This window comes from Sphingobium sp. CFD-2, from assembly GCF_024611135.1.
GTDB classification, from domain to species: Bacteria; Pseudomonadota; Alphaproteobacteria; order Sphingomonadales; family Sphingomonadaceae; genus Sphingobium; species Sphingobium fuliginis.
Genome location: NZ_CP084405.1, coordinates 769735 through 794529, shown reverse-complemented (window position 1 = coordinate 794529; position 24795 = coordinate 769735). Strand labels below are relative to the sequence as shown.

Genomic DNA, 24795 nt, shown 5'->3' with positions numbered 1-24795 from the left:
CTCCCGATGCTGCGTTCGCTTGTCGCCACCGCGCTGTCCTATCGTCTGCTCGTCCTGATCCTTGCCGCCGCCACGGCCGGGCTCGGGGTCTGGGCTTTTGTCAACTTGCCGGTCGATGCCTATCCCAACATCGCGCAGACCCAGGTGAAGCTGATCCTCAAAGCCCCCGGCATGACGCCGGAGGAGGTCGAGAGCCGCGTCATCACGCCGATCGAGACGGAGATGCTCGGCATTCCCAACCAGGCGATCCTGCGCTCGAGCGCCAAATATGCCATCGCCGACATAACCATCGACTTTACCGACGGCACCGACATCTACTGGGCGCGCCAACAGGTCGCCGAACGGCTGGCGGGCGTGACGGGCGATCTGCCTGCTGCCGTGACCGGCGGTCTCGCGCCGATCTCGACGCCCCTGTCCGACGTCTACATGTTCACGATCGAAGGGCCGCTGTCTCTCCAGCAGAAACGCGAACTGCTCGACTGGACGATCCGCCCGGCGCTGCGCACAGTGCCCGGCGTCGCGGACGTGAACGCGCTGGGCGGCTATGTTCGTACCTTCGAGGTCCGGCCTGATCCGGTGGCGCTGGCGAGCGCGAAGCTCTCGATCTCCGATCTGCGCACCGCGATCGAAAGCGGCAATCGCAATGACGGCGCGGGGCGCCTGACCGATGGCGAGGAATCGCTGATCGTCCGAGCCGTGGGCGCGATCCGCAGCGTGGAGGATCTGCAAACGCTGGTCATCGCCAGCCGGGACGGCCGCATCGTCCGCCTGGGCGACGTCGCCACAGTCGGCACCGGCAGCCTCACCCGCTATGGGGCGGTGACGCGCGGCGGCAAGGCCGAGGCGGTGGAGGGCCTGGTGATCGCGCTGCGCGGCGCGGATGCGCGGGCGGTGGTCGATGGCGTGCGGACGCGGCTTGCCGGGCTTCAGCACAGCTTGCCCGCAGGCACGCAGATCCATGTCTTCTACGATCGCTCCGATCTGATCGGGCGCGCGGTCGGCACGGTCGAGGAGGCGCTGCTGGAAGCGACCGTGCTGGTCGTCGTGCTGCTGATCCTGTTCCTCGGCGACTGGCGTGCGGCCACGATCGTCGCGGCGACCCTGCCGATGGCCGCGCTCATCACCTTCCTGTTCATGCGCGGCATGGGGCTGTCCGCGAACCTCATGAGCCTCGGCGGGCTCGCCATCGCGATCGGGATGCTGGTCGACGGCGCGGTGGTGGTGGTCGAGAATGTCGTCGAGCGCCTGAGCCATGCCCAGGGCGAGGACACGCCCCGACTCAACCACGTATTCCGCGCAACCAGCGAGGTGATCGTGCCGGTGTCGGCGGGCATCGTCATCATCGCGCTCGTGTTCCTGCCCCTGCTTTCGCTGCAGGGGCTGGAGGGCAAGCTGTTCGCGCCCGTCGCGCTCACCATCGTCTTCGCGCTCGCGGGCTCCCTGCTGCTCGCCCTGACGCTGGTGCCGGTCCTTGCCTCCTTCAGCCTCAGGAGCGGCCATCATGGTGAGCCATGGATCATGCGGCAGATCGGCCCACGCTACCAGGCGCTGCTCGACGCGGCGTTCGCGCACAAGAAGCTGGTCTATGGTCTCTCCGCCACCGGGCTGGTGCTGGCGGGCCTCGCTTATGGCGCGGCCGGGAAGACCTTCATGCCGACGATGGACGAAGGCTCGGTGATCGTGCAGCTTACCAAGCTGCCCTCGATCAGCCTGGACCAATCGGTGGCCGGCGACATGGCGGTGCAGCGCGCGCTCCGCACCGTGCCGGAGGTGGAGGACGTGATCGCCCGCGTCGGCTCCGACGAGATCGGTCTCGATCCGATGGGACCGAACGAGACCGACAGCTTCGTCCAGTTGAAGCCGCGCTCGCAATGGCGCGGGGACAAGGATTTCGTCGTCGGGGAAATGCGCAAGGCGCTGGACGGCCTGCCCGGTATCCAATCGAGTTTCACCCAGCCGATCGAGATGCGCGTCTCGGAGATGCTCACCGGCGCGCGCGGCGATCTAGCGGTCAAGATTTTCGGGCCTGACACCGCAACGCTCGCCGAGCTCGCGGGTCGGATCCAGGATATCCTGTCCGGCATCCACGGCTCATCGGAGGTCCTGACGGTCGCCAACGACAATGTGGACTATCTCCAACTCGACATCGACCGCGCGGCGGCGGGGCGGTTCGGGATGCCGGTCGACCAGTTCCAGGACGCGCTGCGCGCACAGGTCGAGGGCGTGCGGTCCGGGGTCGTGGCCGAAGGTCAGAAACGCATTCCGATCGTCATTCGCGGTGACGACGGCATCCGGAGCGATCCGGCCCGTTTCGCCGACCTGCAATTGCGCACGCCCGATGGCACGCTGGCGCGTGTCAGCGACATGGCGCGGGTGGAGCGCACGCAGGGACCGGTGAAGCTCGATCACGAGAACGGCTCGCGCTTCGCGCTGGTGCAGGCCTTCGTCTCCGGCCGCGATCTGGTCGGCTATGTCGATGAGGCGAAGGCGCAGGTCACCGCCAAGGTACGGCTACCGGCAGGCTACAGCATCGTCTGGGGCGGTCAGTTCGAGAACCAGCAGCGCGCATCGGCCCGGCTGATGATGGTGGTGCCCGTAGCGCTGGTGTTGATCTTCCTCGTCCTGCTGGCGGCGCTGCGCTCATTGCGCGCCGCGCTGCTGATCCTCTCCAACATCCCCTTCGCGATGGTCGGCGGGCTGATCTCGCTGTGGCTGTCGGGCGAGTATCTCTCGGTCCCGGCGTCGGTGGGGTTCATCGCCCTGCTCGGCATCGCCGTGCTCAATGGGTTGGTGCTGGTGGCCTATTTCCGCCAGTTGCGCGCCGACGGGGTGGGTATGGCCGAGACCGTGCGCCTGGGCGCGCAGCGTCGGCTGCGACCGGTGCTGATGACTGCCGGCATCACGGCCTTCGGCCTCGTCCCCCTGCTGTTCGCCAGCGGGCCGGGGTCCGAGATCCAGCGGCCGCTCGCGATCGTGGTGATCGGCGGCCTCATTACCTCCACTTTGCTGACGCTGGTCCTACTGCCGATCCTGTTCGAGCGCTTCGGGGAAAGCGCCGGGGAGGCCGCTAATGCCTGACCTGCTGTTCACCCTCCATTGCGCCACCCGCGATACCGAGCTTCTCGTGGACGCGATCCGCGCCGTCTCCCCCACGCCAATCCATGTCCGCGGGGAAGCTGTGCGAGGTCGCGATTTTGGCGATGCGGGAACCGCCGAGCGCGTGTCGGGCGAATTGAAGCGTTCGACGCTCGAACTGATCGTGAGCGCAGACGCGGTGCCCGACCTGCTCCGCACCGTAAAAGACGCGCGGCGCGATCTGCCGGTCCGGTGGCGCACGACGCCCCTGCTCGATCATGGAAGGATCGCCTGATGCGGATCGTACTCGCCGCTCTCGGCCTTCTGACGGCCGCGCCTGCCCTGGCCCAGCATACCGATCTGCCGCCTGCCGACAAGGTCAACGAAGCGCTCGACAATCACCCCAGCGTCGCCGCCGCAATTGCGCGCGTCGAAGCCGCACGGGCACGCGGCGATATGCTGCGCAAAGGCCCCCACGAAGTGACGGTGAGCGGCAGCTACATTCGCCGAACCGTCGATCGCGAAGGCGGGTTCGACGAATTCGATACGACAATCAGCCGCCCATTCCGCCTGCCGGGCAAGGCCGCGCTCGACCGCGAAGCCGGTGCGCTCGGCATTGAGGTCGCGGAAAACCAGATGGAGGATGTCCGCCATCAAACCGCGCTGCTGCTGGCCGGCTATTGGCACGACTGGCTCACTGCGGGAAGCCATTATCGCAACGATCTCGACAGCGTCCGCGGGCTGGAGGAGGCAATCGCCGCCATAAAGCGGCGGGTCACGCTGCGAGACGCCGCCCAACTCGACCTCGACCAGGCGCAGGCGGCGCTGGCTCAGGCGCGCGCGCAGGCCGCATCGTCACTCTCGCTGCGCGAACAGGCGCGCGTGACCTTCGCAGCGTCCTTTCCGGAAATCCCGCTCCCCTCCGAACCACCAGAACTGGCCGACCCCATGCTGCCCGCCCAGGGGCTGGAAGCGATGCGCGACCTGGTAATCGAGCGCAGTCACGAGATCCGCGCCGCCGACAAGGAAGCGCAGCGTCTGAACGTGACTTCGCGTCGGGTGCGAGCGGATCGCATCGCAGACCCGAGCTTCGGCGTCCGCCTGTTCAGCGAGCGCGGCGGCGCGGAAGCCGGCGCGGGCGTGGTGGCTTTAATCCCGCTCGGCGGTGGCTATCGCAGAGCCGCAGCCGATCAGGCGTCAGCCGAGGCCAATGCCGCGCGCATGGAACTCGCGGCCGTGCAGCGCAGCATCGAGGCGACCGCCAATGCCGACCTTTCCAACGCGCACACCCGGCTCGATGCCTGGCGCAATGCCGACGCTTCGGCGCGCAGCGCCGGCGACGCCGCCGAAAGGACGGTGCGCGGTTACCAACTCGGGCAGATCGACCTCTCCGATATGCTCTATGCCCGCCGGCAGGCCAATGACGCGCGCCGAATGGAAATCGAGGCGCGCTCCGAAGCCGATCGTGCTCTGCTCAAGATCCAGATCGATTCCCACAGCATCTGGGCACCAGATGAAGCGGGGCACGACTAGCTAACATACGGCAAGCAAACATTCTCGACATGAAACGAGCCTGCACTTAGAGGATGCTGCGTGACCGAAGCTCGCAAATTCCTTGTCCGGCACCATTGGCTGTGCGCGCTCCTGCTAGGCGCTGCGCTGCTCGTGAAGGCGTTGGTGCCGGCGGGTTTCATGCCGGTCGTCTCGAATGGCGTGATCCTGGTCCAGCTGTGCTCGGGGCAAGGGCCTCAGAAGATCGCAATCAAGTTGCCGAGCAAAGGCGGCGAGCAGGACCATGACGAGCACAAGAAGGCGGAAGCGCCTTGCGCCTTTACCGGCCTGTCCTCGCCATCGCTCGCGGCCGTCGATGCGCTGCTCCTAGCCGTCGCCCTCGCCTTCATCCTCGCAACGGTTTTTCGGCGTCCAAACCGCATAGTCCTCCGGCGCGGCACCTATCTGCGCCCGCCGGCGATCGGTCCTCCCACCACCTGATTCCTTCGACATTCCCCGTTGATGGGCGCCCCTCGCCGGGGCGCCGCATGTGAATCAGGATTCCGACATGACGATTATGCTTGATTCCGCGCATTGCGCGGCAACCACCATGCCTGCCTTCGCTCGCTCCACCAGCAAGCAACCAACTTTCAAGGTTCGCCTCGCCGGGAGCTTCGCTTTTCCCGCACTCGTCGCTGTGCTGGCGGGCGCCCCCATCTCGCGAGCCTTCGCCCAGGACGGGACGCCGCTGCCAGAGGTCGACGTTAGCTCGGCGAGCGAGGCGGGGTCGACGGTTTCGGGTGAGCGGCTTTCCCCCTCGCGCCTGCGCGACCTTCAGGTCGGCTCGAGCGATACCGCAGCGATCCTGCAAAGCGTACCCGGCGTCAGCGGCTATGGGGCCGGGGGCTTCTCGACCTTGCCGGTGATCCGGGGCCTTGAAGCGCAGCGCTTGACCGTGCTGGTCGACGGCGTGGCGATTGCCTCGGCCTGTCCGAACGATATGAATCCGCCCCTGTCCTACACCGATCCGCAAACCGTGAGCGCGATCGACGTCATTACCGGCGTTTCGCCAGTCAGCTATGGCGGCGACAGCATCGGCGGGATCATTCGCGTCGAGAGCGCTCCGCCCCGCTTTGCGAAACAGGGCGAAACGCTGCTGACCGGCGAAGCATCGGCCTTCTATCGAAGCAATGGCGACGGGTTCGGCGGCGCGCTGTCCGTGACGGCCGCAAGCGACAGGCTCAGCCTGACCTATAGCGGCTCCTATACCCAGGCCGGCAATTTCAAGGGCGGCGGCTCGCTGGGGGGCGTGCGGTCCAGCGAATATGCCAAGACCGACCACAGCCTCAATCTCGCAGCGCAAGTCAGCAACGGCCTGATCGAGCTGAAAGGCGGCTATCATTTCACGCCCTATGAGGGTTTCCCGAACCAATATATGGACATGACGTCCAACAAATCATGGTTCCTGAACGGCCATTATGCCGGCGTCTTCGATTGGGGCAATCTCGATGTGCGGGCGAGCTGGCGCGACACCGACCACGTCATGAACTTCCTCGCCGACAAGGGCGGGACCGCGACCGGCGGGATGCCGATGAACACGGAGGTCCACAGCGCGAGCTATACCGTCCAGGCGGATATATTGCTCGGCGGCGGCACGCTGCGCCTGGGCAGCGAATTCCAGCATCAATGGCTCAACGACTATTGGCCGCCCGTTGTGGGCAATATGATGATGGGGCCGAATGCGTTCATCAACGTCAACGGGGCCAAGCGCGATCGGCTCGGCACCTTCCTCGAGTGGGAAACGCGCTGGGATAGCGGTTTCTCCCTCATCGCCGGCATCCGTAACGATCAGGTCTGGATGAACACCGGCAAGGTCGCGCCCTATGGCACCGGCATGATGCAGATGGCCGATGTCATGGCGGCAGCGGCGTTCAACAAGGCCGACCGCAAGCGCCACGACAGCAATTGGAGCGGCAGCCTGCTGGTCCGCTACGCGCTTTCGGACGGGGCGGATATCGAGATCGGCTATGCCCGCAAGGTTCGCTCGCCCAATATCTACGAGCGCTATAGCTGGGGCCGGGGCAGCATGGCGAGCCGCATGATCGGGTGGTTCGGCGACGGGAACGGCTATGTCGGCAACCTCGACCTTCGCCCCGAAAAGGCCGATACGCTGAGCGCCGCCCTGGCCATTTCCGGAGGCGGCAAGGATGGCTGGTCGTTCAAGATCGCGCCCTATTACACCCATGTCGACGAATATATCGACGCCGTTAAGCTGGCGGACTTCACCGACATGATGGGCAGTCCGACCGGGTTCGTTCAATTGCAGTTCGCCAACCAGAAGGCAGAGATCTACGGCATCGACATATCGGGCGCCGTGCCGCTATGGTCATCGTCGTCGGCCGGCACCGCGCGTCTGACCGCGCGCGCGAGCTGGCTGCACGGCCAGAATCTGACCGACCACGCACCGCTCTATCACCAGATGCCGTTCAATGCGGCGCTGAGCCTCGAGCATCGGATCGGCGGCCTCGAAACCCGGATTGACCTCGACATCGTGACGGAAAAGGATCGCGCCGATCCGACCCGCAACGAACCGCGGACGGGCAGCTACGCGCTGCTCAATGTCCAGCTCGCCTATCGCATCGACAAGGTTCGCCTGACGCTCGGCGCCGACAATCTGTTCGACAAGGCCTATTATGCTCCGCTTAGCGGCATGTCGCTCGGCGATCTGAAGGCGACCGGCGTGCGCCGCCCGGTTCCGGGCCGGGGGCGATCGGTCAACGCCGGGATCACGATTGCGTTTTGAGCGCCCATGCTCCCGAACTCGCACGACATGAACGAGGAGCCGAGGGCAGGCTATGGCCAGCCCTCGGCCTGGTCGCAGCGCCTGGGCGCGGGCCTTGCCGCCGCGTCATGCTGCCTGCTGGTGCTAGTGGCGCTCAATGCCAATCTATCGGGACGGCTGCGAATGACGCAGCCTGTGCAGGTGAGCCGCTTCCGGTTGTTTACCCCGTCGCCACCGTCACCACCGCCTTCAACGTTGTCGCGATCGCGGACAGACGAGGCCCGCCTATCGCCGGAGCGGCGCCCTGCGCACCCGCCTGAGCTGGCTACGACGGGAGAAAGAGGCGGACCAGCTTCGTCGCCTATACCCGCTGCTCCAGCAATCGCCTCTCCGTTCGCTGTCGCGCCGGTAAGCAGACCGCCCGCGCCGGAACCCGAGGTCGCGCCGCCGCAAGCCCAGGATGATAAGAAACAGTCCGCGCTTGCGGCCTATCAGCGCCAGCTCTGGGCGCGAATAGCCGCGCGCAAGCCCGCGGGGATCCACCTCGACGGGGTCGCAACGGTCCGCTTCATCGTCGGGGCTGACGGCGCGCTGATTGCCGTCGAGCTGGCCGGCAGCAGCGGGAATGCCGCGCTCGATCGCCTGGCGCTCCGCACGGTGCGCAATGCTGCTCCTTTTCCAACACCGCCTATGGGCGTGGAAAGCGAGCAGTTGGTCTTTACGATACCATTCAGCTTTCATTGAGGCCGCATGGCGGACGAGGATGGCTCGATCGTCAATAGGGCGACGCGCACACGTTCCAGAAACAAAACACGGTGATCGTCGCGAGCCTTGATGGGAGCCTGCGCCTCATCGACAAGAGCCTGTCCGGCACGTTGCCCATGCGTCTCGATCAGTGCGAGCGCCGCCGCTATTTCCTCGGAATTGGCAGCGTCACCATCGGATGAACCTTTCCCCGGAAGCCGAAGCGATAGCTTCTTGCGCGCCATATTATCACCCTTTTCTTGAATGCTCTCAGGCCCGTGCGCTCACCAGCCAGGCCTTCGCCCCCATATGAACGCCATTCTCATCGCAATGGCGCTCGAACAGCTCGACAAGATGCTGGTGAATGGCCTTGCGTACCTCTGCCCCGTTCTGTCGAACAAGATCGCCGATCTGCATCCCCTCAAGCACGAAGCGAGCGGCGCTCTCGGGATCACTGCCGGGGCCGCCCACGCGCTGCTCACCTGTCCAGGCATCGAATCTGACCTCGCAGAAACCCGCGCTTTGGAGAAGGTCGATCACATAGTCCTGCTCGCCGAGCGCGAATGGTCCCGGCGCGCGCGACTGCGGCGTCGGCAGGTCCATATGCTCCTTGATGATGCCCATGACACTAAGCTGCCACGGATTGTCAGCGATGGGCGCCCAGACAGCGATGTCGAGCCGCCCGCCATCGCGCAACATCCGGCGCAGATTGGCGAAAGCGGGATAAGGCTCAGCGAAGAACATCGAACCGAAGCGCGAGAACAGCCGATCGAACGGCGCTTCTTTCGGCATCGCAGTGGCGGCATCGCCCTGCTCAAAGCGGATATTGGCAAGGCCCGCGCGCTGTGCCCGTTCCCTGGCCATCCCCACCAGATCGGGTGAGATGTCGAGGCCGAGCACAAATCCGGTGTTGCCGACGGCCGTGGCGATCTGCCGCGTGGTCCAGCCACCGCCGCATCCGACATCGACCACCGTTTCGCCGAAGTTGTATGCGGCCTGGGCAAGCAACGCCCTGCCGATCGGCTCGATCATGCTTTCGAAGCGGTCGAGCTGGGCGAGCCAACGCATGCCCGCCTGGCCGGCCCAATCGTGCGCGGCCAAACCTTCCCTGTTCTCCCCAGCATCGTTCATCGATGTATTCCCATCGTCGTTACAAGAATCAGCCCAGGATCGCGGCGGTGCTTTGCCACAGCATGTAGGCGGCAACCGCAAAGATCAGCAGTGCGAATATCGTATTGAGCACCCCCTTGTGCGCCGACAGCCGCCGAGAGAGCGCCGCGCCCACAAGGCCGCCGATGACGCCGCCGGCGATGAACGCCGCAGCAAGCCCCCAATCAACCAGGCCGGAAAGGGCATAGTTGAGCGCGGCAGTCAGACCAAAAGCGGTGACGGCGACCAGCGACGATCCGACGGCGTTGCGCATCGGCATCCCGGTCGAAGCCATCAGTCCCGGCACGATCAGGAAGCCCCCGCCGATGCCGAAGAACCCGGAAAAGAGACCAGTGGCGGCCCCATAACCGATCACCTTGGGCGCATTCTCGCGCCGGCATTGGACATCGGGATTGCCGGGATCGCCCCGGCTTTTTAGCATCAGCCCGCCAACCAGGACCATCAGCAGAGCGAACAGGAACAGCAGCTTCTGTCCATCGAACGCTTTACCGAGCGTCGATCCGGCATAGGCGCCGGCGACACCAGCGGCGGCGAACATGCCGGCGCAACGCCATTTGATCGTCCGCTGGCGCGCGTGGGGAACGAGATTGGCCCCGGCATTGGCGGCGACCGCCAGCGCGCTGGTGCCGATCGCGACATGCGGCGAGGCGACGCCGACCAGATAGACCATGAGCGGGACGGCGAGGATTGAGCCCCCACCGCCCACCAGCCCCAGCGTGAATCCGACGAGCGAGCCCGATCCGGCACCAAGCAGATATTGGATGGGTTCGAGTGCCATGGCCTTACAGCGCGTTTATCGGCAGCTTGAGGTAGCGCATGCCATTGTCTTCCGGCTCGGGCAGGTGGCCGCCGCGCATGTTGACCTGGATGGACGGCAGAATGAGGCGCGGCATCCCGAGCGTCGCATCGCGCGCCTCGCGCATGGCGACGAACTGGTCCTCGCTCACCCCGTCGCGAACATGGACATTATGCTCTCGCTCCTCGCCGACCGACGTTTCCCAGGCATAGGTATCGCGCCCGGGGGCCTTGTAGTCGTGGCAAAGATGAAGGCCGGTCTGATCGGGGAGCGACAGCAGGCGGCGGATCGACCGATAAAGCGTGCGCGCATCGCCGCCCGGGAAGTCAGCGCGGGCCGTGCCGTAGTCGGGCATGAACAGCGTGTCGCCGATGAACGCCGCATCGCCGATCACATAGGTCATGTCGGCGGGCGTATGGCCCGGCACATGCAGCGCGATCGCCTCGATCGAGCCGACCCTGAAACGGTCGCCGTCATCGAACAGCCGGTCGAACTGCGAGCCGTCGCGAGCAAAGCGCGTTCCCTCGTTGAAGATCTTGCCGAAGACCTCCTGCACGGTGAGAATATGGCGACCGATCGCCAGCGTGCCGCCCAGCTTCTCCTGAAGATAGGGCGCGGCCGACAGATGGTCGGCATGGGCGTGCGTCTCCAGCAGCCATTCGACCTCGAGCCCTTCGCTCCGGATATAGTCGATCACCTTGTCGGCCGACGCGAAGGAGGTGCGCCCCGAAGCCGGATCGAAATCGAGCACGCTATCGATGATCGCGGCCTTGGCCGTGGCGGGATCTGAGATGACGTGGGTCACGGTAAACGTGTCCTCGTCGAAGAAGCTGCGGATGACCGCGGGCCGCGCATTACTCGCGGCCTCGACGATGCGGGTGGCTTCACGGATTTGCGGGTCGGCCATGGGCCTTGTCCTTTCCTGTCTGGCCCGGCGTACCGGCTTCGCACTTGGGACGCGAAGCCGGCCCAGCTGCCTCAGAGGGTCTTCTTGCTGAAATACCAATCGGTGTAGTCGTAACCTTCGTCCTTGCGGGCCCTGGCGGCTTCAGCCGTCGCGGGCGGCAGCACGATCACCGGCTCGCCGGGCTGCCAGTTTTCAGGCGTCGCCACCTTGTTGGCGTCGGACGTCTGGAGCGCGGTGAGCAGGCGGACGAATTCATCGACCGAGCGGCCGTTCGACATCGGATAATAGACCATCGCGCGGACAATGCCTTCGGGGTCGATGATGAAGGTGGCGCGAACGGCCGAGGTGTCCGAGGCACCGGGATGGATCATGCCGAAGGCCTTGGCGACGTTCATCGACAGATCGTCGATAATCGGGAACGGGATCTCGACGCCGAACTTCTCCTCGATGCTGCGCATCCAGGCGATGTGCGAATGCACCGAGTCGATGGAGAGGCCCAGCAGTTCGCAGTTGAGCGCCTTGAAGCGGTCGGCGGCCTTGGCGAAGCCCATGAATTCGGTCGTGCAGACCGGCGTGAAGTCGGCGGGGTGGGAAAAGAGAACGAGCCACTTGCCCTTGTAATCGTCGAGCGAGCGTTCGCCGTGGGTCGTCTTGGCCTTGAAGGCAGGCGCGGGTTCGTTGATCCGCGGCATGGAGGGAGTGACCTGGTCTGTCATTTTATCGTCTCCTATGACTGAGTGAGTGACAGATATTGAATACACATTTCTATTAATCGTGATAACACGATAAATCTAATTCCTTTGATCGGATTTTTCAATCACTTCTGCAATCGGCCGAATTAGGCCGGATTCGCAGCGCACGGGACCAGAGGCGCGAACACGTCAAAGCATCGTTTATGCTAAGTATGGGGTCATCACACCCCGAATCAGGCGGTGACGAGCGCCTGCCTTGTCCAGGCGACGAGTCGCGCACGGTCCATCGCCCCGGCCTGTCGGGCGACCTCGCGGCCACCCCTGAACAGGATCAGCGTCGGAATCGACTGAATGCGGTAGCGCCCGGCAATACCCTGCTCAGCTTCGGTATCGACCTTCAGGAGCCGGACATGCGGCTCCAGCTCCGCAGCGGCCGCCTTGAACGCCGGCGCCATGGCGCGGCAAGGTCCGCACCAGCTCGCCCAGAAATCGACGAGAACCGGCAGGCTTCCGCGACCTACATGCCGATCGAATGCCGCCTGGTCGACATCGACCGGCTGTCCCTGGAAAAGCGGCATTCCGCATTTCCCGCAAATTGGCGCCGCGCCGATCTTCGCTGCAGGAACGCGGTTGATGCTCGCGCAAACCGGGCAGGCTACCAGCGGGACATCGGACATGCGCTTCTCTCCTGTGGAACGCCAATACCGCTTAATCGTTTACCCGCATGATGTAACCGTGTAAGGGAGAGGGTTCAAGACTTGCCTCTCTGCAGGAGTGAGAAAGTTGAACTCGAACGCAGACGACAATGCCGTGTGCTCCCCTATCCAGATCGGCGATCCCGCGCCTGATTTCCGCGCCCGCACGACGATGGGCGACATGACCCTGTCCGGCCATCGCGGCCGCTGGGTACTGCTGTTCTCTCATCCCGCCGATTTTACGCCGGTTTGCACCAGTGAATTCGTCGCCCTCTCGCGCGCCAGCGATCGGTTCAAGGCGCTCGGCTGCGACCTGGTCGCGGTGTCGGTCGACAGCCTCTATTCCCATCTCGGATGGATCAGGGCGATCCGCGAGCATTTCGGCGTGACCATCGCTTTCCCGATCGTCGAAGATCCCTCGATGGTGATCGGCCGCGCCTATGGAATGCTCGCGGACAACGCCCCCGACGCGGCCACGCTGCGCTCGACCTTCTTCATCGACCCCGAAGGCATTGTCCGCGCCAAGCTCTGCTATCCAGCCACCATCGGGCGATCGGTGGAGGAGCTGCTTCGAGTCCTGACCGCGCTGCAACGGGTCGACAACGACAACATAGTGACCCCCGAAGGCTGGCATCCCGGCGATGACGTGCTTCTTCCGCCCTATCAGGACCAGCACGGTGCGCTCGATGCGGCGGGCGATGGCTGCTGGTTCCACCGCACGCAGCCCGACAAGCATGGGAAGACAGGCAAGTGATGACTTTCACCGATACGCAGCTTGAAGAGGCTGCCAGCGTCCTCAAGGCGATCGCCCATGACGTCCGCCTGAAGCTCCTGCGGACGCTCCTCGAACATGGCGAGAAGTCTGTAGGCGAACTCGAAGCCCTCACCGGCATCGGTCAACCGGGCCTGTCCCAACAACTCGCAATTTTGCGCAAGGCGGAACTGGTTCAGACGCGCCGCGATGCGAAACTCGTTTTCTATAGCATCGTATCGGCCAATATGGAGGGAACAGCGAAATTGCTATGCGCTCTAGCGGGAACTCCGATAAATAGAGGAGACACTGCCGCGAAAACAAAGCGACCTTTTCCCCAGGGATCGGTCGCTACCTTCGCCAAGATTTTGTGACGATATTGTCCTGGACGATGTCTTCCAAGAAAGTTCTGAACATCATCGCTGCAACGTTAGAGAGCATTTCGAGGCTTGTGGAATACCATAACTGCAAGCATTCGCCGTAAGCGCCTCGCCTGATCCGCTCCAGCGCCCGGCTCATGGGAGCAATTTCGCGGTCAAGAAGCGAGGTCTGGCCTTCGAGGGCGGCATCGTCCTCCATTTTCCCTGCTTGAGCTCAACCAGTTCGCGGACGTCGCCCACGTCCTTGCAAGAACTCCATGGAATCAATCTCAGCGCCACTATCGATCCGGGCTTCACCGATCAAATTCGGAACCATACGTAAGGACAGACGAAGATCGGCGAGTTTACAGATGATTGGCCTGCGACCCGCGCATAACCAGCCTATTGGACCGCCGGCGAGAGAATGAGAGGACCGATGAGTAGCGTACCCACCATAACCTTCCACGGCGCTGCCGGCACAGTCACTGGTTCCTGCATGGAACTACGCCATGGCGGAAAGACGATCCTCATAGATTGCGGCTTGTTCCAGGGATCCCGGACGCTGGAAACACTCAATCGCGACCCCTTCGCGTTCGACGTGCGCAAGATCGACGCCGTTGTCCTGACGCACGCGCATATCGACCATAGCGGCCTGCTGCCCAGGCTCACGGCGGAAGGGTATCGCGGGCCGATCTTCGCGACACCGCAAACCCGCGACCTTCTGTATTACATGCTGCCCGACGCCGGACGAATTCAGGAGGGCGATGCGGAGCGCCGCAATCGACGGCAGGATCGCCGGGACGAGGAGCCGATCGAACCGATCTATACCGAAGCGGATTCCAAAGCGGCCTATGAACAGGTCGAGACAGTAGCGCTGCACGACTGGTTCGCACCTGCCGCCGGTTTTCGGGCGCGCTTGTGGAATGCGGGCCATATCCTGGGTTCCACATCCGTGGAGATCGAGGTCGGTGGCGTGCACTTGCTCTTCTCCGGCGACCTGGGTCCAGACCACAAGGCCTTTCATGCCGATCCCGAGGGTCCGGCAGGACTCGATCATGTGTTCTGCGAGAGCACCTATGGCGACCGCGTCCGCGAGGACGTGACGATCGAGCAGCGCCGGACTTTGCTGGAAGCCGAGATCAATGCAGCGCTTACGCGCGGCGGCAACCTCGTCATTCCCGTTTTCGCGCTCGAACGCACCCAGGAATTGCTCCTCGATATCGCGACCCTGATCAACACCGGACGCCTGGCGCATCCGCAGGTGTTCATCGATTCGCCACTTGCGACCCGCGCGACAGAGGTGTTCGCCAAACATGCCGGGGAACTCGAAGACATGGGCTCGGGTGAAATCTTCCGTCACCCCTCGTTCCACTACACTGCCAGCACGATGGAATCGATGCGGCTCAACGACATGTCCGGAGCCATCATCATGGCGGCATCCGGCATGTGCGAAGCGGGACGCATCCGTCACCATCTGCGGTACAATCTCGGCCGCCGTGAATCGACGATCCTGTTCGTCGGTTTCCAGGCCGCAGGCACCCTTGGCCGGACAATCCTCGATGGCGCGAACCGCGTGCGCATCTGGGGGCAGGACGTCGCGGTGCGCGCGCAGATCCGGCGGATCGACACTTATTCGGCGCATGCCGACCAGAAGGATCTGCAGCGCTGGATAAGGGCGCGGAAGCCGATCGATGGCAGCCTGTTCCTGGGACACGGCGAAGAGGGCTCGATCGAGACGTTCCGCCGCCTGATGCAGGCGGACGATGCCGCGGCATCGATTGTCACGCCGAAGATCGGGGAAACCTATTCACTGCCGTCACGCGCCCCGTCCAAGCGCCTGAAGACCGGAAAGCCGGAACTACAGGAGGCTGTCGGCCGCGATTGGCAGAATGACTATGCGGATTTTTCGACCCATCTGAAAAAAGAACTGCAGAATATCGAGAGCGCGTCGGGCCGGCGCGAGGCACTCGCCCGCATGGCCGAGATTCTGCATTCCTATCAGGCCTATCGCGAGCATCGTAAGAGCCGATCGAGCTGATCGGCGAAAACAAAGTGACCAGCCCCAGACATAAACGGGTGCGGCCACCCGCGAATTCGCTATATATCATAGTTTCATCAAAGGAGTAATTATGTCGAATACCCCCCACACCCTGAGCGAGGAATTCCCCGGTCAGATGGACAAGATTCACGCCTTGAAGGCTTCGGACTCTCGCTTCGCGCAGCTTCTTCTCGATTATGATGTCGTGAATGACGAAATCCACGTGGCTGAAACCAATATCGAACCGACCTCGCAAGATCACGAGACCGAACTTCGCAAGCGCCGCCTCGCGATCAAGGATCAGATCGCCGAAGCCCTGTCGCAGGCCGCCTGATCTGCCCAAGGGCCGGATGCCGCGCGTTCGGCCCTTACGACAATAGCCGGCCATGGCTCTGCGTCGCCACAAATTCACGGCCAGCAACGAAAGCGCGCATCCCCGCTCAGGAATGGACCTGAACCAGCTTCGAACCAGTCACGAGCTGCCCGCTCATCGCTCCTAGCGAAACACCATGAGCGCGGCGATACCGGCAGCAGATGCCAGAACTGATGCGAAGAGTGGGCCGGACGCCTTCCAGCCTTGCTTTGATGGCCCTGCCAGTACCAGCGTGAGTACAGCCTTCCACATCGTGTTGGCGAGCACGGGCACCGCAAGCACCAGTCCGGCCGTGTCGGGTTTCAGCATATCCTCAGGCAGCCCCGCGAGCGTGAGTACGGCTGCGTCCACATCCCACATGCCCGTAAGGCCAAGCACAACGACAATGCCCTGATCGCCGAACCGCGCGAGCGCCCAACGTGCCGGGACAGCAATCAACGCAACCGCGCCCGCCAGCAGAAGCGCCGGCCCGAAATCCAGCGGATTGCCCAGCTTCACCTCGCTGGCGCCATCACCATCCACCTTGGAGCGTAGCGCCAGAAGGGTTGTCAGACCGCCGACGACGAAAGCCGGAACCATTGCAAGCGCGAGCGATGTGCTGGCGTAGGGGATGAGGGTAAAAGAGAGTATCTGGACGCGCGCGAACATCACGAGCGAGGCGAGCGCAATACCAGCAATCAAGGGGCCTTGCGGACCATCATTGGCGCGCAAACGCCGGGCATAGGCAACAGTGACCGCCGTGGACGATACCAATGCCCCGAACAAAGCGGTTATCATGACCCCCTTGTCCGCGCCGAGCCGACGACTGGCGACATAGCCGGCGAAGGAGAGTCCGAGCACGACGACGACGACCATCCAGATTTGCCGCGGGTTCCAGGCCTCAAAGGGGCCGTAGCTCGCATCCGGCAGCAGCGGCAGGATGACCAACGCGACGATCGCGAACGTGGCGATCGATTCGACCTCCTTGTGGCTCATCCCTTTGAGCATGGCGTGGGATTGCTGCCTGAGCGTCAGGATCAAGGTGGTTACCGCCGCGACGGCCAGCGTCTCGCTCACCAGGCCCTGCCCGGCCATATATCCCAAGGCGAAGGTGATAATGCCGACCAACGTATTGGTGATGGACAGGCTGGCCGTGCGGGCTTGTTCGCTGCGATATCCAAGAACCAGGCTGGCAGTGACCGCCAGCCCGATTACCGCCGCAAGGCTTTCGGGCATATGGCTGGCAAGGCCGCCGGCAAGACCGAGCAGGCCAAAGGTGCGCAAACCGCTGACCCGGCTGCCATCCGCTGCCTCGCGCTGCCGCCAGCCTCGCTCGATACCGATCAGCACGCCTACCGCGAGCGCCGCAGCAAGCGAACGAAGCAGTTCCATATCAAGCGATATCAAATGATCACTCCACGGCAAGGTAATCGATCGGGAACGGTAGTATGAACGCGGCAGATAGGCTCCTCCTTATGCGCGACGTGGATTGAATGGATTTGATTACGCGCGCCAAATCGATCCGCCCCCAGGCCAGCTACAGATATCCCTATATTAGCGGCGATCCTTCAAGTTGATTGTTCGACCCTTGCCGACGAGACTCAAGAAGGTCGGTCGATGACTCACCACCACGACTCCGGTCCCTGTCTCGCGAAGCCACGCGTCGAGGTGGCCCGCAAGCCGCGCCTCCGTCGCCATGTCCAACCCCTCGCTCGGCTCGTCGAGCAGCAGCCACGGCCTGCCGGCAAGCAAGGCGCGGGCGATCGACAACCGCTTGCGCTGGCCGCCCGACAACCGCGCTCCGCCGTCGCCGACCCATTGGTCAAGCCCATGCGGCATCGCGCGAATATCGACAGCGAGGCAGGCGACTTCCAGCGCCGCCCAAAGCCGTTCGTCGCTGAGGCCGGGGCGCGCCACACGCAAATTGTCGCGGATGGTTCCCGACAGGAGCTGGGCATCCTGGGGCGAGAGCGCGAATGCCGCTCGCACGTCCTCGGACGGCAGGGAAGCAAGAAGCTGGTCATCAAGAGCAATGCCACAATGCTCGCCAGCGGGCCGAATACCAGCGAGCGTTTCCAGAAGGCTGGTCTTGCCGCTGCCGGATTTGCCTGAAATCCCCAAGCGCTCGCCCGCCACGATCCGGACATGCAGGCCGTCCCGATCAAAGGCAATGCTCCGCGCGGGCGCCATGGATGCCGTCGCCTTGCGGACAAGCGCAGAGGGTTGACCCGCCATGCCCTCCAATCGCGAGAGGGCGGCCGCGACCAGCGCGCTTCGCGATACGCCGCGCACATAGCCGGAAAGGGCCTCGATCGCACCCGCCGCCGCCAGCACGGCAAGCACTGTCAACGGCGGAGTAAAAGTCGGCCATTGGGCGGCGCAAAATCAGGCCGGGTGATCCGTGTGCTGGCGAGCGCCGCGAGGGCGTAGCCCGAGTGGGGGTCGCCAACACACGGATGGTCTTTTCTGTCAGGGGTTGGAGCGTGCCTTGCGCGCCTGGCTTTGGGCCAGACGATAGCTCTCTCCGTTCATCTCGAGTATGGAGACGTGGTGGGTAAGCCGGTCGAGGAGCGCGCCTGTCAGGCGCTCGGAGCCGAACGTTTCGGTCCACTCGTCGAACGGCAAGTTGCTGGTGATCAGCGTCGAGCCGCGCTCGTAACGCTGCGAGATCAGCTCGAACAGCAGTTCCGCGCCGGTTTTCGAGAGCGGCACGAACCCCAGTTCATCGATGATGAGGAGCTTGTATCCGGCCATTTGCTTGTGGAGGCGCAGAAGGCGGCGTTCGTCGCGTGCCTCCATCATCGCGCTGACCAGCGCGGACGCGGTGGTGAAGCCGACCGTCAGGCCCTTCTGGCAGGCGGCAAGGCCGAGGCCGATCGCCACATGGGTCTTGCCGGTTCCCGAGGGACCAAGGGCTATGACGTTCTCGCGGCGGTTGATCCAGTCGCAGCGTGCCAGTTCCAGCACCTGCATCTTGTTGAGCTTGGGGATCGCGGCAAAGTCGAAGCTGTCGAGGCTCTTGGCGGCCGGGAACTTCGCAGCCTTGATCCGGCGCTCGACCATCCGGCGTTCCCGGTCGATCAGCTCCAGTTCGACAAGCCGGGCAAGGTAGCGGACGTGATCTGCGCCCTCGGCCGCGCATCGCCGGGCCAGCTTGTCATGCTCGCGCAGGAAGGTTGGTAGCTTGAGCGTCTTGAGGTGGCTGGCCAGTAACAGCTCGGGGGACGGACTGCTCATGCCGCATCCTTCGCATCGCCCGAGAGCAACTGCATGTAGGAGCGCGCCGATGTCGTCTCCACCCTGGCTCTGGGCAGATAGGGATAGATCGCCATGTCCAATCGGGGTGGTCGGCGCTCCACCCGGCACAGCAGGAGATGCTTCACGGCATCAAAGCCGATCGCCCCGATATCGAGAGCCTGCTTTACGGCCGCATGCAGATCGGCAAGCGTGAAGCTCTCCAGCAGACGCAGCACCTGCACATACTCGCGCCGACCATGCTTGCCCATACGAGCTTCCATGAGGCGGCGCAGCGTTGCAAACGCTTCGGGCAGGTGCCAGCCTTGCAGGGGCGCTGCCTGATCGAGCGCATTGATCTTCTGTTCGATCAGGGGAAGGTAATGGATGGGATCGAAGATCACGTCCTCGCGCTCGTAGCTGCGCACATGACGGGCAATGACCTCGCCCCGGCAGCCGATCACCACCTCGCCGACATAGCCCCGGATCCATACCTCCTGATGGCCGAAGCGCACCGGCACCGAGTAATCATTGGTCCGGTAACGCACCAGCGCCTGCGACGAGACCTGGCCGCTGGTCTGGTCACAAGCCTCGAACGGGGCAGCCGGCAGTTCCTGCATCGCCGCCAGATCGCGCTTCAGCCTCTCGCCGATCGTCTCGCTCTCGCCCCGCAGCCGGTCGTTCTGACGCTTGCGGCATTGCTCCTCGAGCCACAGGTTGAACGCCTCCCACGTCGCGAACCGGGGGATCGGCACCATGAAGTTGCGGCGAGCATAACCGACCAGCCCTTCAACACTGCCTTTGTCGTTCCCCCTGCCGGGACGGCCGTAACGATCGCGGATCAGGTAATGCGACAGGAAGCCGCTGAACAGCCGGGCGCGCTGCCTCGTGCCGTCGGGCAGGATCTTCGAGACCAGGCAGCGGTCGTTATCGTAGACGATCGACAGCGGCACCGCGCCGAAAAACGCGAAGGCGTGCACGTGGCCGTCCATCCATGCCTCGGCAACGGCAGCGGGATAGGCGCGCACGTAGCAGGCGTCGCTGTGCGGTAGATCGAGCACGAAGAAATGCGCCTTCTGCACAACACCGCCGATCTCGACCATGGCCTCACCAAAATCTGCCTGGGCATGGCCGGGCGCATGCGCCAGCGGCACGAACATCTCCCGGCTGCGCTGCTCGCGCTGTCGGATGTAATCCTTGATGATCGTGTAGCCGCCGGTGAAACCGTGCTCTTCGCGAAGGCGGTCAAATACCCGCTTCGCCGTATGACGCTGCTTGCGCGGAACCTGACGGTCACCATCAAGCCATGCATCGATGATCGGAACGAACGCTTCCAGCTTGGGCCGCCGCACCGCCGCCGTCCGGCGGTAACCGGGGGGCTCCGAATACGACAGCATCTTGCGGACCGTGTCGCGCGATACGTTGAAATGCTTCGCCGCCTCACGCTGGCTCATGCCGCCCGCGCAAGCAAGACGCACCTTCAGGTAAAGATCCACGGTATATATCTCCACGCCCTCCCTGCTCGCGCAAAGAAGGCAAAGTGGACGACTTTTACGCCGCCCGCAGCAGCACTTCGCCGCCGCCACCGTGGTCTAATTTTGCACCGCCGTTCTCAAGCACCGTCAACGGCAGGGAGGCATGGGAGAGGATCAGCATCGCGCCCATGGCGATGCCTCCACCCAACACGAGGCCCGCGTCGATGATTGCTTCGCCGCGCGCAAAACGACGCCGCGCGCTGTCCAGTTCGGCCGTCTCGACCGCGAGGCTTCGCCCGATCGCCGGAGCGAGATCGTAGGCAAGGATTTCGGGCGAGGCGGCGGCATAATCCACCATGCCCGCCTTGAGCCGCGCAAGCGCCGCTGCCATGTCGGTCGCGGCGCTCGCCAACAGGTGGGGGGTCGCCAAATGCGCCCAGAGGACAAGCCCGACAAGCAACGCCAGCAAGACAAGGCTCGCCCAAGGGCTGGCAAGCCATGCAAGGACAAGACCGATCGCAGCCCCGGCGAGCGCAGCAGGCAACGCGGGCCTACGGATCAGCCTGTCCTCCAATGCGCCGATGTCCTGCACGAGCCGCGTCACGGCATCGCCCGCCGAGACCGCCCGCACGTCGCGCTCGGACAGGATGCGATCGAACAGGCGCGCGCGAACCGCGGCGAGCGCCAACAGCGCGCCGCGATGGCCACATAACCGTTCGCCATAGCGTGCCGTGGTGCGAATGATCGCCAGCAGCCGGATCAACGCGCTCGGCACCAGGTAGTTGAAACCCTGCGCGGCCAGCACGCCGGCCAGTCCGGCAAGCGCAGCACCGGTGATGAACCATCCGGACAGGCCCAGCAGCAGGACCGCAGAGATCGTCGCGGCGGCGGCGAGCAGGCCCGCAATCCGGAAAGCCCGGCGCTCCGGGCCGATCGCCTCGGCCAGCAGCCGGTCCATATCCGCGCGGCTCATGAAAGCACCGCTTCGCTGTCGGCGATCGCGGCCAGTTCGGTGCTGTGCGTCACGATCAGGACCGTCCGTCCCTTTGCGGCGGACGCCAGTATCCTGGCGATATCGGCCGCCGATCCCGCGTCGAGATCCGCGGTCGGCTCATCCAGCAACCAGAGCGGCGCGTCCTTTAACAGCACCCGGGCGATGCCGACACGCCGGCGTTCCCCGCCGGATAGACCCGACCCGCGATGATCGAGCGGCAAGGCCAATCCCTGCCCCCGCGCTTCGATCATCGGCCCAAGGCCCGCCCGATGGGCCACGGCTTCGACCGCCGCGTCCTCGGCATCGGGACGCGCAAGACGGATATTGTCGGCCAGCGTGCCCGGGACGAACGCGACCGATTGCCCCGCCCAGCCAACATGACCGGAAAGCGCAACATCGGCCGCATCCCGGCCGTCGATCAAAACCCGCCCCTTGCCGATGGGAGCCAGCCCCAGCAGCGCGTGGAGCAGGCTCGACTTGCCGATCCCCGTGCTGCCGCGAAGGGCAAGGCTGGTGCCCGCGGCAACGTCGAGCGTAAACGGGCCGATAGCCGTCTCGCCATAGTCGATGACCACGCCGTCGAAGCGGAGCGCGGGCGGTCCTTCGATGGCGACTTTCGGCGCGGGCAGCACTGCAGGCGCAAGAGCTTCAAGGCGCTCGACCGCAGCCTCCCCGACCTGCTTGTCGTGATAGGCAGCGGCAAGGCGGCGCATGGGCAGGTAGAATTCAGGCGCGAGGACGAGGACGAACAGGGCCTGGCCCAGCGACAGCTTTTCAGGAGCCGGGAACGGCAGGATACCCAGCAGGTTGAAGCCGCAATAGAGCGCGACCAGCGCCACCGACAGCGCCGCGAAGAACTCGATCACCGCGCTCGACACGAACGCGACCTTCAGCACGTCGATCGTGCGCGCAGCGACCTCGCGCGTCGCGTCGGCAAGGTGGCGGCTGATGCGCTCCTGCGCGCCAAAGCCCACAATCACGGGAAGCGCGCGCACCCGGTCGACGAACAGGCCCGACAGGCGGCTGAGCGCGTCGAGCTGGCGCGCGGCGGCACGCGCAGCCGCCGTCCCGGCAAGCGCCATACCCAGGGCGAAGGGAACCAGCGTCGCGAGCATAATCGCGCTGGCAATCCAGCTTCCCAATGCGGCGGCAATCGCGATGATGAGCGGAGAGAGGACAGCGGCGCGGCGCAGAGGGAGGAAGCGGGAATGGAAGCCGCCCAGGTCCTCGATCCGGTCGACGGCATCGGCCACCGCCTCGCCCAACATCCGGCGATCGCCCGGCGGCGCAACAAGCACATGCGGGAAAACCCGCCGGCGCCAGTTCGTCCTGGTGCGCACTGCGGCGCCTTCACCGGCATGGACCGCACCGATCTGAAGACCGCCGCGAAGCAGGGCCGCGGCGATCAATCCGCCCACGGCAAGCAGAAGATGGCCATGGCCGCCCTGTTCCGCAGATGCCACGGCGCAGGCGAGCGCGGCCGCCATGAGGATCGCCGCGCCGCTGTCCCCGATCCAGAAAAGGACCGGCACCTGCCTATCTAATGCCTTGCTCATATACTCAATTACGAGTAACGGCTAATCATAATTTTTTCAACCGACTCAGGACACCCATGGAAGCCGGGCCGGAACGCAAGGAGTCTTGCCATGGACATGGCCGTGATCGAACTCTCCCGGCTGCAGTTCGCCCTGACCGCGCTATACCATTTCCTGTTCGTCCCCCTGACGCTCGGCCTCTCCTTCATCCTCGTCATCATGGAGAGCATCTATGTGATGACGGGCCGTGAGATCTGGCGCACCGTCACGCGCTTCTGGGGCAAGCTGTTCGGTATCAACTTCGTGCTGGGCGTTGCCACCGGCATCACCATGGAATTCCAGTTCGGCACCAACTGGTCCTACTATTCCCACTATGTCGGCGACATTTTCGGCGCGCCGCTCGCCATCGAAGGGCTGATGGCCTTTTTCCTCGAAGCGACGTTCGTCGGCCTCATGTTCTTCGGATGGGACAAGCTGTCCAGGGTCGGGCATCTGCTGACCACCTTCATGGTCGCGCTCGGGTCCAACCTCTCGGCGCTGTGGATCCTCGTCGCTAATGGCTGGATGCAGAATCCGGTGGGATCGCGCTTCAATCCCGAGACGATGCGCATGGAAGTCTCCGATTTCATGGCGGTGCTGTTCAATCCGGTGGCGCAGGCGAAGTTCGTCCATACGGTGAGCGCCGGCTATGTCTGCGCCTCGGCCTTCGTGCTCGGCGTCTCGGCCTGGTATCTCCTCAAGGGCAAATGGGTCGCGGTCGCGCGGCGCAGCTTCACCGTCGCCGCCGCCTTCGGCCTCGCATCCTCGCTGTCGGTTGTCGTGCTGGGCGACGAGAGCGGCTATGCGCTGACCGACAACCAGAAGATGAAGCTCGCCGCGCTGGAAGCCATGTGGCACACCGAACCGGCTCCGGCGGGTATCGCCGTTGTCGGCTTTCCCAGCGTCACCGACCGCGAAACCTATTTCGAGGTCAAGATTCCCTATGTGCTCGGCCTCATCTCCACGCGCAGCCTGACGGGCGAAGTCTCCGGCATCTTCGAGCTGGTCGCCAGGGCGCAGGACCGCATCGAGAACGGCATCAAAGCCTATGACGCAGTCGAAAAGCTGAAGGTCGACCAGAAGGACATGGTCGCACGCGAGGCATTCGAGCGGAGCAAGGCCGATCTTGGTTATGCCCTGCTGCTGAAACGCTTCGTCGCCGATCCGCGGCAAGCCACGCCCCAGGACATCGAGAAGGCCGCATGGTCGACCGTGCCCAATGTCCCTGTGATGTTCTGGGTGTTCCGCGCGATGGCGGGCCTCGGCTTCTTCTTCATCGCTTTCTTCGGCGCCGCCTTCTGGATGGCCTCGATCCGCAAGCTGAACTGCGACAGCCGCTTCTGCCGCACCTTCCTGCGCGCTGCGGTGTGGGTCATTCCGTTGCCGTGGATCGCCATCGAATTTGGCTGGATCCTGGCCGAGATCGGCCGCCAGCCCTGGGCGATCGACGGCGTTCTGCCGACCTTCCTTGCCGCATCGAGCCTGACCGTCGCGCAACTCTGGACGACGATCATCGGCTTCACGGTAATCTACGGCGCGCTGGCGGTCATCGAAGTACGGCTGATGCTGGCGGCGATCCGCAAGGGACCGGACCAACATCGACCCCCGGCGCCATCCTCCGAAACCCACAGCGGCTACGCGCCCATCCCTGCCGAATAAGGAGAAC

At 64.2% G+C, this 24795-nt stretch carries 24 protein-coding genes; 11 read left to right on the top strand and 13 right to left on the bottom strand.

The window, feature by feature from the left end; translation table 11 throughout:
- Window positions 1-6 precede the first annotated feature (6 nt).
- The 6 genes from LDB29_RS03745 to LDB29_RS03720 all read left to right on the top strand — a co-directional run bounded on the left by LDB29_RS03745 (window position 7) and on the right by LDB29_RS03720 (window position 8092).
- Window positions 7-3078 carry an efflux RND transporter permease subunit gene (locus LDB29_RS03745; protein ID WP_257556179.1) on the top strand — a complete coding sequence of 1024 codons (3072 nt, stop codon included), beginning with the start codon at window positions 7-9 and terminating at the stop codon, window positions 3076-3078.
- Complete coding sequence (locus tag LDB29_RS03740) at window positions 3071-3370, top strand: DUF3240 family protein (protein ID WP_021246260.1); 300 nt, start codon at window positions 3071-3073, stop codon at window positions 3368-3370. The genes LDB29_RS03745 and LDB29_RS03740 overlap by 8 nt, the downstream gene beginning before the upstream one ends.
- Window positions 3370-4608, top strand: coding sequence for a TolC family protein (locus LDB29_RS03735; RefSeq protein WP_021246259.1), 1239 nt, complete (start codon window positions 3370-3372; stop codon window positions 4606-4608). Before LDB29_RS03740 ends, LDB29_RS03735 begins: the two co-directional genes overlap by 1 nt.
- Window positions 4609-4668: 60 nt before the next feature.
- On the top strand, window positions 4669-5067 hold the full coding sequence (locus LDB29_RS03730) for a DUF2946 family protein (protein WP_021246258.1): 399 nt from the start codon (window positions 4669-4671) through the stop codon (window positions 5065-5067).
- A gap of 109 nt (window positions 5068-5176) precedes the next feature.
- The gene (locus LDB29_RS03725) at window positions 5177-7369 is read left to right on the top strand and encodes a TonB-dependent receptor (RefSeq protein WP_096362195.1); all 2193 of its coding nucleotides are present in this window, start codon (window positions 5177-5179) and stop codon (window positions 7367-7369) included.
- 6 nt (window positions 7370-7375) lie between these two features.
- On the top strand, window positions 7376-8092 hold the full coding sequence (locus LDB29_RS03720) for an energy transducer TonB (protein ID WP_021690801.1): 717 nt from the start codon (window positions 7376-7378) through the stop codon (window positions 8090-8092).
- Here LDB29_RS03720 and LDB29_RS03715 read toward each other — a convergent pair.
- From LDB29_RS03715 to trxC, 6 genes are all read right to left on the bottom strand, one after another.
- The gene (locus LDB29_RS03715) at window positions 8086-8337 is read right to left on the bottom strand and encodes a hypothetical protein (RefSeq protein WP_021246255.1); all 252 of its coding nucleotides are present in this window, start codon (window positions 8335-8337) and stop codon (window positions 8086-8088) included. The two genes, LDB29_RS03720 and LDB29_RS03715, sit on opposite strands and share 7 nt — an antisense overlap.
- Window positions 8338-8362: 25 nt before the next feature.
- A complete protein-coding gene (locus LDB29_RS03710) occupies window positions 8363-9223 on the bottom strand; it encodes a class I SAM-dependent methyltransferase (protein ID WP_021246254.1) in 861 nt (286 codons plus the stop codon).
- Window positions 9224-9251: 28 nt separating this feature from the next.
- Complete coding sequence (locus tag LDB29_RS03705) at window positions 9252-10040, bottom strand: sulfite exporter TauE/SafE family protein (RefSeq protein WP_021246253.1); 789 nt, start codon at window positions 10038-10040, stop codon at window positions 9252-9254.
- A gap of 4 nt (window positions 10041-10044) precedes the next feature.
- The gene (locus tag LDB29_RS03700; RefSeq protein WP_021246252.1) at window positions 10045-10965 is read right to left on the bottom strand and encodes an MBL fold metallo-hydrolase; all 921 of its coding nucleotides are present in this window, start codon (window positions 10963-10965) and stop codon (window positions 10045-10047) included.
- 71 nt (window positions 10966-11036) lie between these two features.
- Window positions 11037-11681 (bottom strand): peroxiredoxin, encoded by a 645-nt coding sequence (locus tag LDB29_RS03695; protein WP_021690804.1) that lies wholly within the window; start codon window positions 11679-11681, stop codon window positions 11037-11039.
- Window positions 11682-11890: 209 nt separating this feature from the next.
- Window positions 11891-12334 (bottom strand): thioredoxin TrxC, encoded by a 444-nt coding sequence (gene trxC, locus LDB29_RS03690; protein ID WP_021246250.1) that lies wholly within the window; start codon window positions 12332-12334, stop codon window positions 11891-11893.
- A 106-nt stretch (window positions 12335-12440) separates the two neighbouring features.
- On the opposite strand from trxC, the gene LDB29_RS03685 reads away from it, so the two are divergent.
- Window positions 12441-13106, top strand: coding sequence for a peroxiredoxin (locus LDB29_RS03685; RefSeq protein ID WP_030091404.1), 666 nt, complete (start codon window positions 12441-12443; stop codon window positions 13104-13106).
- Entirely contained in the window at window positions 13103-13477 is a 375-nt protein-coding gene (locus LDB29_RS03680) for a helix-turn-helix transcriptional regulator (protein WP_030091403.1), read from the top strand. The genes LDB29_RS03685 and LDB29_RS03680 overlap by 4 nt, the downstream gene beginning before the upstream one ends.
- On the opposite strand, the gene LDB29_RS03675 is transcribed toward LDB29_RS03680, so the two are convergent.
- Window positions 13455-13682 (bottom strand): hypothetical protein, encoded by a 228-nt coding sequence (locus LDB29_RS03675; RefSeq protein WP_030091402.1) that lies wholly within the window; start codon window positions 13680-13682, stop codon window positions 13455-13457. The genes LDB29_RS03680 and LDB29_RS03675 overlap by 23 nt on opposite strands.
- A gap of 216 nt (window positions 13683-13898) precedes the next feature.
- Here LDB29_RS03675 and LDB29_RS03670 point away from each other — a divergent pair, with 216 nt between their 5' ends.
- Entirely contained in the window at window positions 13899-15500 is a 1602-nt protein-coding gene (locus tag LDB29_RS03670) for an MBL fold metallo-hydrolase (protein WP_030091401.1), read from the top strand.
- Window positions 15501-15591: 91 nt separating this feature from the next.
- Entirely contained in the window at window positions 15592-15834 is a 243-nt protein-coding gene (locus tag LDB29_RS03665) for a YdcH family protein (RefSeq protein WP_030091400.1), read from the top strand.
- Between the two features lie 162 nt (window positions 15835-15996).
- Here LDB29_RS03665 and LDB29_RS03660 read toward each other — a convergent pair whose 3' ends face one another.
- The 6 genes from LDB29_RS03660 to cydD form a co-directional block, all read right to left on the bottom strand.
- A complete protein-coding gene (locus tag LDB29_RS03660; RefSeq protein WP_210766563.1) occupies window positions 15997-17259 on the bottom strand; it encodes an MgtC/SapB family protein in 1263 nt (420 codons plus the stop codon).
- A gap of 147 nt (window positions 17260-17406) precedes the next feature.
- Window positions 17407-18195, bottom strand: coding sequence for an ATP-binding cassette domain-containing protein (locus tag LDB29_RS03655; RefSeq protein ID WP_257556993.1), 789 nt, complete (start codon window positions 18193-18195; stop codon window positions 17407-17409).
- A 126-nt stretch (window positions 18196-18321) separates the two neighbouring features.
- Entirely contained in the window at window positions 18322-19089 is a 768-nt protein-coding gene (istB, locus tag LDB29_RS03650) for an IS21-like element helper ATPase IstB (RefSeq protein WP_054944222.1), read from the bottom strand.
- Window positions 19086-20582, bottom strand: coding sequence for an IS21 family transposase (istA, locus tag LDB29_RS03645; RefSeq protein WP_082430708.1), 1497 nt, complete (start codon window positions 20580-20582; stop codon window positions 19086-19088). The genes istB and istA overlap by 4 nt, the downstream gene beginning before the upstream one ends.
- Window positions 20583-20637: 55 nt before the next feature.
- Window positions 20638-21534: a hypothetical protein gene (locus LDB29_RS03640; RefSeq protein ID WP_257556159.1), complete on the bottom strand. Its 897-nt coding sequence runs from the start codon at window positions 21532-21534 to the stop codon at window positions 20638-20640.
- A complete protein-coding gene (cydD, locus tag LDB29_RS03635; RefSeq protein WP_021246242.1) occupies window positions 21531-23111 on the bottom strand; it encodes a thiol reductant ABC exporter subunit CydD in 1581 nt (526 codons plus the stop codon). Before cydD ends, LDB29_RS03640 begins: the two co-directional genes overlap by 4 nt.
- Window positions 23112-23201: 90 nt before the next feature.
- On the opposite strand from cydD, the gene LDB29_RS03630 reads away from it, so the two are divergent.
- A complete protein-coding gene (locus LDB29_RS03630) occupies window positions 23202-24788 on the top strand; it encodes a cytochrome ubiquinol oxidase subunit I (protein WP_070157483.1) in 1587 nt (528 codons plus the stop codon).
- The last annotated feature ends 7 nt before the right edge of the window (window positions 24789-24795 follow it).

Coding starts and splice junctions, on each gene's coding strand:
- LDB29_RS03745 (WP_257556179.1), top strand. CDS start 7: ATGCTGCGTTCGCTTGTCGCCACCGCGCTGTCCTATCGTCTGCTCGTC.
- LDB29_RS03740 (WP_021246260.1), top strand. CDS start 3,071: ATGCCTGACCTGCTGTTCACCCTCCATTGCGCCACCCGCGATACCGAG.
- LDB29_RS03735 (WP_021246259.1), top strand. CDS start 3,370: ATGCGGATCGTACTCGCCGCTCTCGGCCTTCTGACGGCCGCGCCTGCC.
- LDB29_RS03725 (WP_096362195.1), top strand. CDS start 5,177: ATGCCTGCCTTCGCTCGCTCCACCAGCAAGCAACCAACTTTCAAGGTT.
- LDB29_RS03720 (WP_021690801.1), top strand. CDS start 7,376: ATGCTCCCGAACTCGCACGACATGAACGAGGAGCCGAGGGCAGGCTAT.
- LDB29_RS03715 (WP_021246255.1), bottom strand. CDS start 8,337: ATGGCGCGCAAGAAGCTATCGCTTCGGCTTCCGGGGAAAGGTTCATCC.
- LDB29_RS03710 (WP_021246254.1), bottom strand. CDS start 9,223: ATGAACGATGCTGGGGAGAACAGGGAAGGTTTGGCCGCGCACGATTGG.
- LDB29_RS03705 (WP_021246253.1), bottom strand. CDS start 10,040: ATGGCACTCGAACCCATCCAATATCTGCTTGGTGCCGGATCGGGCTCG.
- LDB29_RS03700 (WP_021246252.1), bottom strand. CDS start 10,965: ATGGCCGACCCGCAAATCCGTGAAGCCACCCGCATCGTCGAGGCCGCG.
- LDB29_RS03695 (WP_021690804.1), bottom strand. CDS start 11,681: ATGACAGACCAGGTCACTCCCTCCATGCCGCGGATCAACGAACCCGCG.
- trxC (WP_021246250.1), bottom strand. CDS start 12,334: ATGTCCGATGTCCCGCTGGTAGCCTGCCCGGTTTGCGCGAGCATCAAC.
- LDB29_RS03675 (WP_030091402.1), bottom strand. CDS start 13,682: ATGGAGGACGATGCCGCCCTCGAAGGCCAGACCTCGCTTCTTGACCGC.
- LDB29_RS03670 (WP_030091401.1), top strand. CDS start 13,899: ATGAGTAGCGTACCCACCATAACCTTCCACGGCGCTGCCGGCACAGTC.
- LDB29_RS03665 (WP_030091400.1), top strand. CDS start 15,592: ATGTCGAATACCCCCCACACCCTGAGCGAGGAATTCCCCGGTCAGATG.
- istB (WP_054944222.1), bottom strand. CDS start 19,089: ATGAGCAGTCCGTCCCCCGAGCTGTTACTGGCCAGCCACCTCAAGACG.
- LDB29_RS03640 (WP_257556159.1), bottom strand. CDS start 21,534: ATGAGCCGCGCGGATATGGACCGGCTGCTGGCCGAGGCGATCGGCCCG.
- cydD (WP_021246242.1), bottom strand. CDS start 23,111: ATGAGCAAGGCATTAGATAGGCAGGTGCCGGTCCTTTTCTGGATCGGG.
- LDB29_RS03630 (WP_070157483.1), top strand. CDS start 23,202: ATGGACATGGCCGTGATCGAACTCTCCCGGCTGCAGTTCGCCCTGACC.